Source organism: Burkholderia latens (assembly GCF_001718795.1).
In the GTDB taxonomy this organism is placed as follows: Bacteria; Pseudomonadota; Gammaproteobacteria; order Burkholderiales; family Burkholderiaceae; genus Burkholderia; species Burkholderia latens_A.
On the sequence record NZ_CP013438.1, the window covers coordinates 1,771,904 to 1,784,698 of the forward strand.

General features: G+C 67.3%; 16 protein-coding genes. 13 read left to right on the forward strand and 3 right to left on the reverse strand.

Annotation, left to right across the window (positions count from 1 at the left end; translation table 11 throughout):
- Positions 1-25: 25 nt before the first annotated feature.
- The 4 genes from WK25_RS27140 (at position 26) to WK25_RS27155 (ending at position 3,767) form a co-directional block, all read left to right on the forward strand.
- Entirely contained in the window at positions 26-1,813 is a 1,788-nt protein-coding gene (locus WK25_RS27140; RefSeq protein ID WP_069243242.1) for an SDR family oxidoreductase, read from the forward strand.
- A 34-nt stretch (positions 1,814-1,847) separates the two neighbouring features.
- Positions 1,848-2,753: a metal-dependent hydrolase gene (locus tag WK25_RS27145; RefSeq protein ID WP_040140645.1), complete on the forward strand. Its 906-nt coding sequence runs from the start codon at positions 1,848-1,850 to the stop codon at positions 2,751-2,753.
- A gap of 91 nt (positions 2,754-2,844) precedes the next feature.
- A complete protein-coding gene (locus WK25_RS27150; RefSeq protein WP_040140647.1) occupies positions 2,845-3,132 on the forward strand; it encodes a hypothetical protein in 288 nt (95 codons plus the stop codon).
- A 251-nt stretch (positions 3,133-3,383) separates the two neighbouring features.
- Positions 3,384-3,767, forward strand: a complete 384-nt coding sequence (locus tag WK25_RS27155; RefSeq protein ID WP_069243565.1) for a DUF2917 domain-containing protein — start codon at positions 3,384-3,386, stop codon at positions 3,765-3,767.
- Positions 3,768-3,940: 173 nt separating this feature from the next.
- Here the strand turns inward: WK25_RS27155 and WK25_RS27160 are convergent, their stop codons facing one another.
- The gene (locus WK25_RS27160; RefSeq protein WP_040141270.1) at positions 3,941-4,222 is read right to left on the reverse strand and encodes a hypothetical protein; all 282 of its coding nucleotides are present in this window, start codon (positions 4,220-4,222) and stop codon (positions 3,941-3,943) included.
- A gap of 790 nt (positions 4,223-5,012) precedes the next feature.
- Here WK25_RS27160 and WK25_RS27165 point away from each other — a divergent pair.
- The gene (locus tag WK25_RS27165) at positions 5,013-6,314 is read left to right on the forward strand and encodes an NCS2 family permease (RefSeq protein ID WP_040140648.1); all 1,302 of its coding nucleotides are present in this window, start codon (positions 5,013-5,015) and stop codon (positions 6,312-6,314) included.
- Positions 6,315-6,626: 312 nt separating this feature from the next.
- Here the strand turns inward: WK25_RS27165 and WK25_RS27170 are convergent, their stop codons facing one another.
- Both WK25_RS27170 and WK25_RS32230 read right to left on the reverse strand, forming a co-directional pair.
- Entirely contained in the window at positions 6,627-6,914 is a 288-nt protein-coding gene (locus WK25_RS27170) for a DUF1488 domain-containing protein (protein ID WP_014898618.1), read from the reverse strand.
- A gap of 244 nt (positions 6,915-7,158) precedes the next feature.
- Complete coding sequence (locus tag WK25_RS32230) at positions 7,159-7,434, reverse strand: DUF2964 family protein (RefSeq protein WP_315854907.1); 276 nt, start codon at positions 7,432-7,434, stop codon at positions 7,159-7,161.
- Positions 7,435-7,557: 123 nt separating this feature from the next.
- Here WK25_RS32230 and WK25_RS32290 point away from each other — a divergent pair, with 123 nt between their 5' ends.
- From WK25_RS32290 to WK25_RS27215, 8 genes are all read left to right on the forward strand, one after another.
- Positions 7,558-7,686, forward strand: coding sequence for a hypothetical protein (locus WK25_RS32290; protein WP_257785763.1), 129 nt, complete (start codon positions 7,558-7,560; stop codon positions 7,684-7,686).
- Between the two features lie 178 nt (positions 7,687-7,864).
- Complete coding sequence (locus WK25_RS27185) at positions 7,865-9,757, forward strand: sigma-54-dependent Fis family transcriptional regulator (RefSeq protein WP_069243244.1); 1,893 nt, start codon at positions 7,865-7,867, stop codon at positions 9,755-9,757.
- A gap of 107 nt (positions 9,758-9,864) precedes the next feature.
- The gene (locus WK25_RS27190) at positions 9,865-10,167 is read left to right on the forward strand and encodes a 2Fe-2S iron-sulfur cluster-binding protein (protein ID WP_040140656.1); all 303 of its coding nucleotides are present in this window, start codon (positions 9,865-9,867) and stop codon (positions 10,165-10,167) included.
- Between the two features lie 218 nt (positions 10,168-10,385).
- Positions 10,386-10,763 (forward strand): DUF2946 domain-containing protein, encoded by a 378-nt coding sequence (locus tag WK25_RS27195; protein ID WP_040141274.1) that lies wholly within the window; start codon positions 10,386-10,388, stop codon positions 10,761-10,763.
- 222 nt (positions 10,764-10,985) lie between these two features.
- Positions 10,986-11,351, forward strand: coding sequence for a copper homeostasis periplasmic binding protein CopC (copC, locus tag WK25_RS27200; RefSeq protein ID WP_040140658.1), 366 nt, complete (start codon positions 10,986-10,988; stop codon positions 11,349-11,351).
- Between the two features lie 52 nt (positions 11,352-11,403).
- Positions 11,404-11,850 carry a copper chaperone PCu(A)C gene (locus WK25_RS27205; RefSeq protein WP_069243245.1) on the forward strand — a complete coding sequence of 149 codons (447 nt, stop codon included), beginning with the start codon at positions 11,404-11,406 and terminating at the stop codon, positions 11,848-11,850.
- Between the two features lie 30 nt (positions 11,851-11,880).
- On the forward strand, positions 11,881-12,057 hold the full coding sequence (locus tag WK25_RS31890; protein ID WP_167432681.1) for a hypothetical protein: 177 nt from the start codon (positions 11,881-11,883) through the stop codon (positions 12,055-12,057).
- A gap of 87 nt (positions 12,058-12,144) precedes the next feature.
- Positions 12,145-12,774, forward strand: coding sequence for a LysE family translocator (locus tag WK25_RS27215; protein ID WP_040140664.1), 630 nt, complete (start codon positions 12,145-12,147; stop codon positions 12,772-12,774).
- The last annotated feature ends 21 nt before the right edge of the window (positions 12,775-12,795 follow it).

Here is a 12,795-nt window from a genome sequence, read left to right on the forward strand (position 1 = left end):
CGAATCCCTGAACGACGGACTCAAGATGCAGCCTCTTTCCGACGAAGCGCCGCTGGCCTTGTTCGAACCGGTTCACAGCGAAACGGCCGTCGCGTCCGGCGAGCTGACGCTCGCAGTGCGGACCTGGGGCGACCCTGGCCGCTCGCCGGTCGTGCTCGTGCACGGCTATCCCGACGACAGCAGCGTATGGCAGCGCGTCGCGCCGCTGCTCGCGCGCAAGCACTACGTGATCGCGTACGACGTGCGCGGCGCCGGCCTGTCCGGCGCGCCGAAGCGCACGGCCGACTATCACCTCGCGAAGCTGACCGACGATTTCATCGCGGTGATCGACACGCTCTGCCCCGCGCGCGCGGTGCACCTGATCGCGCACGACTGGGGCTCGATCCAGAGCTGGGAATTCGTCACCGATCCGGGGCTCGCCGGCCGCATCGCGTCGTATACGTCGTGCTCCGGACCATGCCTCGATCACGTCGGTTTCTGGCTGCGCGAACGCGTACTGCATCCGACGCCCGCGTCGCTCGCGAAGCTCGGCGGCCAGCTCGTGCGCTCGTGGTACGTGTACCTGTTTCACCTGCCGTTCGTTCCCGAGCTGGGCTGGCGGCTGTGGCTCGGCCGCGCGTGGCCGCGCCTGCTGCGCCGGATCGAAAAGACGCCCGCCACGCCGCGCGCGACGCAGGCCGACGACGGCGCACGCGGCGTGCGCCTCTATCGCGCGAACTTCGTGCGCTGCCTGTTCGCGCCGCGCGAGCGGTATGCACACGCACCGGTGCAGACCATCGTGCCGCTCGGCGACAGGTACGTGAGCCCCGCGCTGTCGGAAAACCTGTCGCGCTGGGTGCCGCAGTACTACCGCCGCGAAGTCGCGGCCGGCCACTGGCTGCCGCTCGCGGATCCCGCGCGCTTCGCGAGCCTCGCCGGCGAGTTGATCGATGCAGTCGAGTCGGGCAAGGAACCGCCGGCGCTCGCGAACGCACGCCGCCGCGCGACCAGCGGCCGCTTCGGCGGCAAGGTCGCGGTCGTCACCGGCGCGGGCAGCGGCATCGGCCGCTGCGCGGCGCTCGCGTTCGCCCGCGAAGGCGCAACGGTGGTCGCTTGCGACATCGATCTCGCGAGCGCGGAGCGCACCGCGCTGCTGGTCGGACTGACCGGCGCGACCGCGCATGCGAAGCGCGTGGACGTCGGCTGCGCCGACGACATGGAAGCGCTCGCCGCATGGGTCGGCAGCGAGCTCGGCGGCGCGGACGTCGTGATCAACAACGCGGGCATCGGCATGGCAGGCGGCATCCTGGACACGAGCGAGCAGCACTGGCAGCGCATCCTGCACGTGAACCTGTGGGGCGTAATCCATGGCTCACGGCTGTTCGCGCAGCAGATGGCCGCGCGCGGCGCCGGCGGCCACATCGTGAACACCGCGTCGGCGGCCGCGTTCGGGCCGTCGCGCGACCTGCCCGCGTACGCGACGACGAAGGCCGCCGTGCTGATGCTCAGCGAATGCATGCGCGCGGAACTCGCGGACAAAGGCATCGGTGTGACGGCCGTGTGCCCCGGCTTCGCGGAAACCGGAATCATGGCGTCGACGCAGTACGCGGGCGCCAGCGCGCAGGACGAAGCGCGGTTGCGCAAGCGCGCGACGAAGCTGTACCAGCTGCGCGGCCTGAAACCGGAGACCGTCGCGCAGGCGATGGTCGACGGCGTGCTGCGCAACCGGCCGGTCGTCGCGGTGGGCACCGAAGCACACGCACTGCGCTTCGTCGGCCGTTTCATGCCGTTGCTCGGCCGGATGATCGCCCGCGTCAGCATGGCGTCGCATTGACGGCGCACGCCGCCGCAGAGGACAGGAGACACAGATGACCGAATCCGCCGACTATCACAGGATCAAGGCCCGGCACGTGAAGTTCGACTTCAGCGACACACCGATCACGTGGGTGCCAAACGATCCGGGCAGCACGCACATCATCAACACGCTGAACCTGCTGTTTCCGGAAGGCGAACTGTGGTTTTGCCGTGTGTACAACAAGGCGCTGCCGCACATCGCCGACGCGCGCCTGCGCGACGAAGCCGAAGGCTTCCTGCGCCAGGAAGCCGTGCATTCGCGCTCGCACGGCGGCGTGCTCAAGCACTACTACGACCGGCACGGGATCGACACGAAACCGTTCACGCAGAAGCTGAACTGGCTGTTCACGCGCGTGCTCGGCGAAGCGCCGTTCGGTCTGAAGATCGGTCACACGCGCTTCTGGCTGCGTCAGCAGCTTGCGGTGATCGCGTCGCTCGAGCACTTCTTCGGCTATCTCGGCAACTGGGTGCTCAATGCGCACGGGCTCGACGAAGGCCGCGCCGACCCGGCGATGGTCGACCTGTTGCGCTGGCACGGCGCGGAGGAAGTCGAGCACCGCACCGTCGCGTTCGACATCTACAACCACATGGGCGGCAAGTACGTCGAACGTTGCGTGCATATGGCGTTCGTGATCGTGCTGCTGCTCTATTTCATCACCGGCGGCGCGCGCTTCATGTACCGGCGCGATCCGGCCGCCGGCCGCTACCCGGGTTTCGTGCTCTCCTGGTGGAAGGGATCGCGGCGCGGCCACCTGCCGTCGTTCTGGAAGGTGATCGGCGCGGCGCTGCGTTATTTCAAGCCGGGCTATACGCCGCATCACGAAGGCTCGACCGAACAGGCGCTCGCGTATCTGGCGCGCTCGCCGGCCGCGCAGGCGGCCGCGCACGGCGGCAACTGGGGCACGACGAAAGGCGCGTGACCCCGTCCGCCGGCGCGTTTGTAACAGCGCTCGGCGGGACGCGTCCGCCGAAATGCGTACAATCGCGGCTTCATTTCCCGGAGGTGCCGCGATGGCCATGAAGAAAACCGATCTAGAAAAGAACAAGGCGCTCAAGCTGACGCACGCGATGAAGCAGTCGAGCTCCTCGCGCTTCGGCAAGGGCGCCGAGGAAGCGGCGAAGCTCGATCGCCGCGCGCAGCGCAAGCTCGACCAGGAACAGGGCCTCGTGCCGTTCGCGTGCAAGCTCAACGCCGAACTCGTCGAACAGCTGAAGGCGCGTGCCGCCACGCACCCGAACGGGATGACGGGCCTGCTGTCCGAACTGCTCGTGAACGGCCTCGCGCAGCGCGATGCGTAAGCGCCACGTATCTCGAAAATAGTCGTTGACAACGCCACACGACATCGACAAACTCGTTCGCATGCCTACGTTCAAGCTCATCGCCATCGCGAATCATTGCTCGCTGAACATTCGAAAGAATGGATCACGGGAGGCGCTTGTGCGTTAGCATCCGAGCAGTACTGCATGTCACACAAGGCCTCACCGGAAACGGATGAGGCCTTTTTGTTCTGGTGCGCGTCATCCGTCCGGCTCAACGAATGGAGAAGACGATGGACCAGGCAAGCCCGTTGTTCGACCGTCCCGATGCGCGCCGCGCCGGCGCGATGCCCACGATCGCATTACCGACCGTCGTGATTCGTTTCGCGGTTGCGCCGCGCACGACGCTGACCTGGCGTGCGCCGAGCGATGCGGAGATCCGCGCGCACGGCGCGCCGCTGTGGATCACGCGTCCGCCGAGCGTCGACGACTACTGGATCCAGCCCGGCGACGTGCTGCGCATCGCGCGCGGCGATCGCATCTGGCTCGGCACCGATGACGACCGGTCAGCCGAAGCGTCGATCACGACCGCGTACGTGCGGCGCGGCGAACGGCTCAGACGCACGCTCGCACAAGTGCAACGTTTGCTTGTCGGTCGATGGCGGAGAACGGATTGACGCTGCACAGCGTCGGCGCGCGCCGGAACACCGGAACGCGTGGAATCAGCGCAGCCGGAAATGGACGCACCTGCGGCGCCGCGCGCCGCAGGTGCGTGTCGAATGGCGCGGCACGCCGGTGCGTGCCGCGCGCGATCGCGCGCCGTGCGCAGCTTTCACAAACAGCGTGTGCATCAGGTGCTGGCGGCGGCGAGACGCGGGCCCGTGCTGCGAGGCGTGGAATCGAGGTCGGGGCGTTGCGCCGCCTGCGAGGTCACCCACGGGTCGATGCCTTGCTTCTGCACCTCCTCGAGAAATGACACTCGCGTACGCCAGTAATCCGCTTGTAATTTCGCATCGATGACGCGCTGTTCGGCTGCGAACAATTCCATGCGCGCCGTCACGAGCATCGACGCAGCGGTTTTTTCCGGCGTGGGGGCGTGTCGCATCGCCCAGCGGCTGATCCAGTTCAACATGCTGACCTCCGTGATTACGGACGAACCCGCGTCGGGCAATCGCAACCGGTCGCGCCCTGCCCGAATGCGCCGCGACCGTCACCGCACTTCACCGCCTGGCCTGCACGGACTGCGACTCCCCCGCGTCGGCAGCAATCGGCCGGCGTGTGTGCGCGGTGTATCTATCCTAGAAACACTTGCCGGTTTACGCGATGACGTCTTGCAATCTTTTACACAGAAACCACAGTCGGGACCGCCTCGCAAAATGATGGTTGCGCACGCGACGGCTTCGGAGCAGGATAGCCCGATATCTGGGATTGCCGGGACCGACGAATGCCTGCCGCACGCACCCCCGCGGTGGGGAGCGTTTGCGCGCCGCCGCTTGCGCACGCATGTGCATCCGGCGCTGAGTCCGCTCTCATCCCGCATCCGCCCGCGTGAGGATGCTCGCCGCCGGGCGCATGTCTTCGCGTCGCGGCTTCATGCGCGGCATCCGCGCTGCGGTTGCGCCCGCATCGGCCCGCAGCGCCCGCGCGTCGAAACGTTTCCACCGTCGCTCCCGTCGTTCCCGCCAGCCCGCTTCTCCGAACCGGTAAAATGCGCGCCTTCGTCGCGCGGCAGGCCTGTCCGACCGTTCGCGCGAACGCGCGATCGAGCCCCGCGACTATATCGTCGGAGCTATCCGCGCTATTACAATCCGCCGATAGCGTGCCAATAGTGGCTGGTTACAGTACGCCGGCCCCGCGCTGCCGTTACAACAATTCGGCCCAAACAACAAGCAACACGACATCCCGACCGGAGAAACGCCTTCATGGAATCCATCAAGCGGTATTTCGGCTTCGCTGAAGCCGGCACCGACTTCCGCACCGAAATACTCGCGGGCGTCACCACGTTTCTGACGATGGCCTACATCATCTTCGTCAACCCCGCGATCCTCGGCGACGCCGGCATGCCGAAGGAATCGGTGTTCGTCGCGACGTGCCTCGTCGCCGCGCTGGCGTCGCTGATCATGGGGCTGTACGCGAACTATCCGATCGCGTGCGCGCCCGGCATGGGCCTGAACGCGTATTTCGCGTACACCGTCGTCAAGGGAATGGGCTTCACGTGGCAGGCCGCGCTCGGCGCGGTATTCATTTCCGGCTGCCTGTTCCTGCTCGTCACGTTATTCCGCGTGCGCGAGGCCATCGTCAACGGCATTCCGAAATCGCTGCGCATTTCGATCACCGCCGGCATCGGCCTGTTCCTCGGCATCATCTCGCTGAAGACGTCGGGTGTGATCGTCGGCAACCCGGCCACGCTCGTCACGCTCGGCGACCTGCACAAGCACGAGACGATCCTCGCGATCGTCGGCTTCTTCACGATCGTCACGCTCGACCATCTGCGCGTGCGCGGCGCGATCCTGATCGGCATCATCGGCGTGACGATCCTCTCATTCTTCTTTGCCGGCAACCAGTTCCACGGCGTGCTGTCCGCGCCGCCGTCGATCGACGCGACGCTGTTCAAGCTCGACATCGGCGCCGCGCTGTCGACCGGCATCATCAACGTGATCCTCGTGTTCTTCCTCGTCGAGCTGTTCGATGCGACCGGCACGCTGATGGGCGTCGCGAACCGCGCGGGCCTGCTCGTCGAAGGCAAGATGCACCGCCTGAACAAGGCGCTGCTCGCGGACAGCACCGCGATCGTCGCGGGCTCGGTGCTCGGCACGTCGTCGACGACCGCGTATATCGAAAGCGCGTCCGGCGTGCAGGCCGGCGGCCGCACGGGCATGACGGCGGTCACCGTCGCGGTGCTGTTCCTCGCGTGCCTGTTCATCGCGCCGCTCGCCGGCGTCGTGCCGGCATATGCGACGGCGCCGGCGCTGCTGTACGTGTCGTGCCTGATGCTGCGCGAGATGGTCGAAGTGCCGTGGGACGATGCCACCGAAGCCGTGCCGGCTGCGCTGACCGCGCTGCTGATGCCGTTCACATATTCGATCGCGAACGGCGTCGCGTTCGGCTTCATCGCGTACGGCGGCCTGAAGCTGCTCACGGGCCAGGGCCGCACGGTCAAGCCGATCGTATGGATCATCGCGGCCGTGTTCCTGTTCCGCTTCTTCTATCTCGGCAGCGAGTGACGCACGCGCATCCGCGCGCTACACGATGAAACAACGCCACCTGCGGGTGGCGTTGTCGTTTGCGCCCGCGCGTCGCGCTCGATGCGCGGATCGTCTTGACGGGAAATGATGCGGCATCCGAATCAAATCGACCGCGTTGCCGGAAGCGTGCCGATTCGAGTGGTCATCGCAACGATTGGGTGACGCCGGCGGCGAACGAACTGGCGACCGACGGGCGCGGACAACGCGTATCCGCCGCTCGCTGCATAGGCGTGCCGATACGACACGGGCGCCGGTATTCGGCGCCCGCTCGGTCGCTGCCGGTTGTCCGGTTCAGCGCCAGTTCGCCTCGTAGAAGCGCACGTAGCCGCTGCGCAGCGTCACGCATTGCGCGCGCGTCTCGGACAACAGCCGCCGCGCGGCCGCCTCGATGCGCTCGCGGTGCTGATCGTACGCACCGACCATGTCCTCGAAGCGCGGCGATGCCGCACCGAAATGGTCCTCCAGCGCCTCGGCGGTGATCTGACATTGGACGCGCTCGCCATTGACCAGCGCCGTGAACCCTAGCATCAGGTCGCGCCCCGAATATTCGGGCTTCTCATTCGTGAAATGAATCTGCATGGGAGCCGCCTATCGTCCGGTAGAAAGCAAATGACCGCGTCCGTCGTCCGCCACCGGCCGGACGAAAATGTACGCGGGCTCGCCGGCGGACTCACCGTCCGCGGGGCTATGGCGCGGACAATGCATGCCGGTTGCCTTCCACTTTAGACGGTTTCGTGCAGGAGGCAAATTTTGGAATGTGCGTCGCTCCGACGCGCATTTTCATCAGACCTGCGCGATATCCGGCACCGTTTTCCGGGCTGCGTCAGTGGGGATCGGTCGGCCAGATGTTCAGCGCGATCGCGGCGGTTGTCGCGCCTACCGCGATTGCGGCCGCTCCATATTGCACCGCGTTGGTCAGATCGAACAGCAGACCGTGGATCGCCACGGCGATGCCGCCCAGCATGATGAAGGTGGCGATGGCCGCCAGCACGACTCTCAGTTCCGTCCGAACCATGATGCTTCTCCCGAACGGATGCATGTCGCGTCGCATGCATGTTGCAATGCGGAACACGGCGCGTGCGTGCTCCGTTTCCATCATTGCAGGCGGGCGCTCGAAAGCAAGGGGTTTTTGTACGCGGTCGCGCAACGCGCGCGTCGCTTGTATGATGAGGCGATATTCAAGGCGGCGGATGGTGCGGCGCAAAGCATCGGCAGGCAGTGGATGCGAAGCGTCGGGTCCGGGCAGGCGCTGAACGGCCGGCTGGCATGGACCGCGAAGCGCGGGATTCCGGCAAGCGAGGAAGCGCAGACCGGCACCGACTGCGAAGCATGGGGCCTCAGCAAGCGCTGAAGCGCCGACCGGCACCGACCGCGAAGCATGGGGCCTCGGCAAGCGCTGAAGCGCTAACTGGGGCCGACCGCGAAGCATGGGGCCCCAGCAAGCGCTGAAGCGCTAACTGGGGCCGACCGCGAAGCATGGGGCCCCAGTAAGCGCTGAAGCGCTAACTGGGGCCGACAGGAGACAAGACATGCCTCAATCTTTCGTGCTGCCCGCCACCACGGGCCGCACCGACCTGCTCGCGCAGGCGCATGCCCGTTCGACCGCGGTCGGCCTGCGCGCAAACGAGCGCCCGGACTTCTCGCCGCTGTCGCAACTCGCACTGCGCGAACTGCTCGACACCAACCACGCACTGTTCGCGCACGCCCGCCCGGTGATGGAAAACCTGCACGCGCAAATCGCCGACACGCAAAGCCTCGTGCTGCTCACCGACGCCGACGGCGTGATCCTGCACAGCATCGGGGACGCCGACTTCATCGAAAAGGCGAACCGCGTCGCGCTATGCACCGGCGTATCCTGGGCCGAACACGCACGCGGCACCAACGCAATCGGCACCGCGCTCGCATCGGGCCAGGCCGTCGCCGTGCACGCGTCCGAACACTTCCTGCGCGCGAATCACATCCTCACCTGCTCGTGCGCGCCGATCGTCGATCCGTTCGGCCGCACGCTCGGCACGCTCGACGTAAGCGGCGACCCGCGCGGCTTCAGCCCGCATACGCTCGCGCTCGTGCGGATGTCCGCTCAGCTGATCGAGAACCATCTGTTCGCAAACCAGTGCGCAGAAGCGCTGCGACTGCGCTTTCACGCGCACGAGGACTGCGTCGACTCGCTGTTCGCCGGCCTCGTCGCCTTCGGGCCCGACGGCGGCCTCATCGCCGCGAACCGCAGCGCGCAATTCCAGCTCGGCGCGACCTTCGATGCATTGCAGCATCGCAGCTGCGATGCGCTGTTCGGCATGCACTTCGGCGAACTCGCGCAACACGCGGCGCGCGCGCCCGGCGCGCCGTTCCGGCTCACGCTGTCCACCGGCGTGCGCGTGCTCGCGCGCTGCGAATTCGCGGAAGCGCACAAGACGGCCGTCGCCGTCGCGCCACCCGCCCCCGCTGCGGTGCGCACGCGCGCGCCGGACCCCGACGCGATCACGTTCGCGACGCTCGATACCGGCGACACGCGGATGGCCGCCGTGCTCGAACGTGTCGCGAAGATCCGCGGGCGCGACCTGCCGCTGCTGATCCTCGGGCAGACCGGCACCGGCAAGGAGTGGCTCGCGCGTGCGCTGCACCAGGCGTCGCCGCGCGCGGACGGCCCGTTCGTCGCGGTCAACTGCGCGGCGCTGCCGGATTCGCTGATCGAAGCCGAACTGTTCGGCTACGAAGACGGCGCATTCACCGGCGCGCGCAAGCGAGGCAGCCCCGGCAAGATCGCGCAGGCAGACGGCGGCACGCTGTTTCTCGACGAAATCGGCGACATGCCGCTCGCCCAGCAGGTCCGGCTGATGCGCGTACTGCAGGAACGTGCGGTGATGCCGCTCGGCAGCGCGCGCGCGGTGCCCGTCGACGTGCGGGTGGTGTGCGCGACACACCGCGACCTGCGCGCGATGATCGCCGAAGGTACGTTCCGCGAAGACCTGTTCTACCGGATCAACGGGCTCGCGGTCACGCTGCCGGCGCTCGCCGCGCGCACCGATCTGCCGGTGCTGGTCGAGCGGATTCTCGCGCGACTCGCACGCAGCGAGCCGATGCCGACGCGTGTCGCGGCCGACGTGCTCGCCGCATTCAGGCGGCACCGCTGGCCTGGCAACCTGCGTCAAATGACCAACGTGCTGCGCACGGCCGGCATGCTCGCCGAGGACGAAACCGAAATCACGCTTGCGCACCTGCCGGACGATTTCTGGCTCGACTGCGACGACGCACCCGCGCCGAACGCCGCGCCGGCCGGCACGCGCGAAGCGACGACGCTGCAGAGCCACCAGGCCGCGGTGATCGACGCGGTGCTCGCACGGCACGGCGGCAACGTGTCGGCCGCCGCACGCGAGCTCGGCCTCGCGCGCAATACCGTGTACCGCTACCTGCGCCGACATTGACGCGCCGCGCCGGCTGCCCCGCGGGCGCCGGCCGCGCGCCGCTTCGGGTATGCTTGGCAGCTGCGTTACCCTGCAACGTCGGCACACAACGCTGCCCGCTTCGCCCCATGACCGATCCCGACCACTCGCCCGTCGTACGCATCGAGCCGCTCGGCGCAACGTTCGACGCGCCCGATTCGTTGACGCTGCTCGAGGCCGCCGCATTCGCACACGTCCGGCTGCCGCGCTCGTGCCGCAACGGCACGTGCCGCAGTTGCCTGTGCCGGATCGTCAGCGGCAGCGTACGCTACACGATCGAATGGCCCGGCCTGAGCCGCGACGAAAAGGCCGACGGCTATACGCTGCCGTGCGTGGCCGTCGCGACATCGGATGTCGTGCTCGACGTGCCCGACGCGGTGATGATCGACTGAATGCGGTGCGCGTGCGCGCATCGCTCCGCAGCGGTGAACGATCGGGGCCGGGCCGCGCACATGACGCCGATCGCGAAGCGCCCGGCGACGCACGCGTCAGCGCGCCGCGCCGAGCGGGCGCCCCGGCTACATTCACGGTATTCGCTTGCTCGCATGCCCGCGCGGCGCACGCGTGGCATAATCCGCTCCATCGCCATCCATACGCCGCCGCACATCGCATGCTGAGTCGTCGTCTCCGGAAGATCGTCGGTCTGATCGGGATGCTCGCCATCCTGATGACGACGCTCGCACCGACGATCTCGCAAGCGCTGACGACGCAAGGCCGCGTCGACGCGCTGCTCGCCGGTTACTGCACGGCCAGCGCGACGGATGCCGACCACGTCGGCGACGCGTCTTCGAAGAGCCTGCACGCGCATCTGCAGGCTTGCGGCTACTGCAGCCTGCTCGCGCACACACCGGCACTGCCCGCGCCCGAACTAACGTTCGCGGCCAACATCCACCCTCTCCAACATCGCGAAGCGACGCGCTTCGAAAGCCTGCGGCGCACGCTGCCGCTCACGGCCGCGCAGCCGCGCGCGCCGCCGCTCGCATCCTGATTCGTCGCCACAACGCGTGATGCCGTAGCGCATCGCGTCGCCCGCACGCGCATACGCGTGCCCGTGTGTGACGTTTCGCAGGACCTCCGTGTTCGACCGTATCGCTCGCGGCATCGTGCCGTGCACGCGCTCGCCCGATTACGGCGATCACGTGTGCGAATGCATACAGCGACATGTCGACCGCATCGTCTCCCTCATCATCTTCAACTGGATTACCCGAATATGAAAACCACTGCCATCGTTCGCGGCGCACTCGTTGCGCTCGGCTTCGTCATCGCCCAGGCCGCTCACGCGCATGCGCATCCGAAAACCCTCGAGCCCGCGGCCGACGCGATGCTGTCGAGCGCGCCGCACGCGGTCACGATCGACTTCAGCGAAACGCTCGAACCGGCCTTCAGCTCGATCGCAGTCACCGACAGCCATGGCCAGTCGGTCGCCGAAGGCAAATCGGCAGTCGACTCCGGCAATCGCAAGCGGATGCACGTCGCGCTGACCAATCTCGCCGCCGGCACGTACACGGTCGCGTGGATCGCCGTGGCGAGCGACGGCCATCGCACGCAGGGCCGCTACACGTTCACGGTGAAGTAACGCAAACGATGCCCGCGCGGCGACATTCGACAACCGATAAGGAGAGCGCTCAATGAAACGTTCGATTCCGGCCAGCCTGCTGTTTGCGCTGCTGGCACTGCAGGCGCCGGCCACGTTCGCGGCGTCGGCTTTACACGCCGATGCATGCTGGATCCGCACGATGCCGGCGACGGCGCCGTCGTCCGGCTACTTCACGCTGAAGAACGACGGCGACAAGCCGGCCACGCTCACCGGCATCGACACGCCCGCGTACGGGATGGCGATGATCCACGAAACGCAGACGGCCGGCAGCACTGCCAAGATGGTTCACATCGACACGGTCGACGTGCCCGCGCACGGCTCGGTGACGTTCAAACCGAAGAGCTATCACGTGATGCTCGAGGATGCGCGCAAACCGGTCGCGCCCGGCACGACGGTGCCGCTCACGCTGCACTTCGCGGACGGCGCGGCGGTGTCCGCGACCTGCGACGCAAAGGCGCCGTCGTATACCGGCCAGTAACGTCGCAACGCCAAACCGATGGAGACGAACATGAGCAACGAACGCTTGCGGCTCGCCGACCGGATCGTCCGCTACCGGACGCCGCTGAATCTCGCCGTGCTGATCGTCTGCGGGTTATGGGCCGGTTGGGTCGCGTGGATGACGCGGCCGTCCGCGATCGATTCGCCGGCGTCGATCGCCGCATACTGCCCGCGCGCCGCGCGTTGAAGGCGTGCGTCGGGGTGAATCGTGCTCGTTCGTGGCATCATGCACGGATACACCCCGACCGCAGAACCTCCCGTTCAGGAGCGCCGTATGTCCGTTCAGACCTGGATGTTGTTTGCCGCAGCCTATCTCGCGACGACGCTGTCGCCGGGCCCGAACGTGCTGCTCGTCATCCGGAACACGGTGCGCTACGGTTCGCGCGGCACTGCCGCGACGATCGCCGGCAACCTCGTCGCGCAAGGTGTGATCGTGATGCTGGTCGCGCTCGGCGTCGGCGCGGTGCTGGCCGCGATGCCGCCGCTGTTCGTCGCGATGAAAGTCATCGGCGCCGCGTATCTGATCTTTCTGGGCATCCGGCAACTGCGCAGCGACCGCAACCGGCGCTCGCCGGACGGCAACACGGCAATCGTCGAGCCCGATCGCAGGAAGCTGTTCCGCGAAGCGCTGTTCGTGTCGGGCAGCAACCCGAAGACGATGATCTTCATGTCCGCGTTCATGCCGCAATTCATCGCGCACGATCGCCCGCTCGCGATGCAGTTCGTCGTGATGTATGCGACGATCGCGTGCACCGTTGTCGTCGTGCATAGCGTCTATTCGTTCGGCGTGCGCCGGCTGCACCGCGGCTTCGGCGTCAGCCCGTGGGTACGCACCGCCAAGCGCGCAAGCGGACTGCTGTTCGTCGGGCTCGGGATCAAGCTGCTGACCGCGCGACAGGCTTGAACGCCGGAGCCGGCGCCGCCG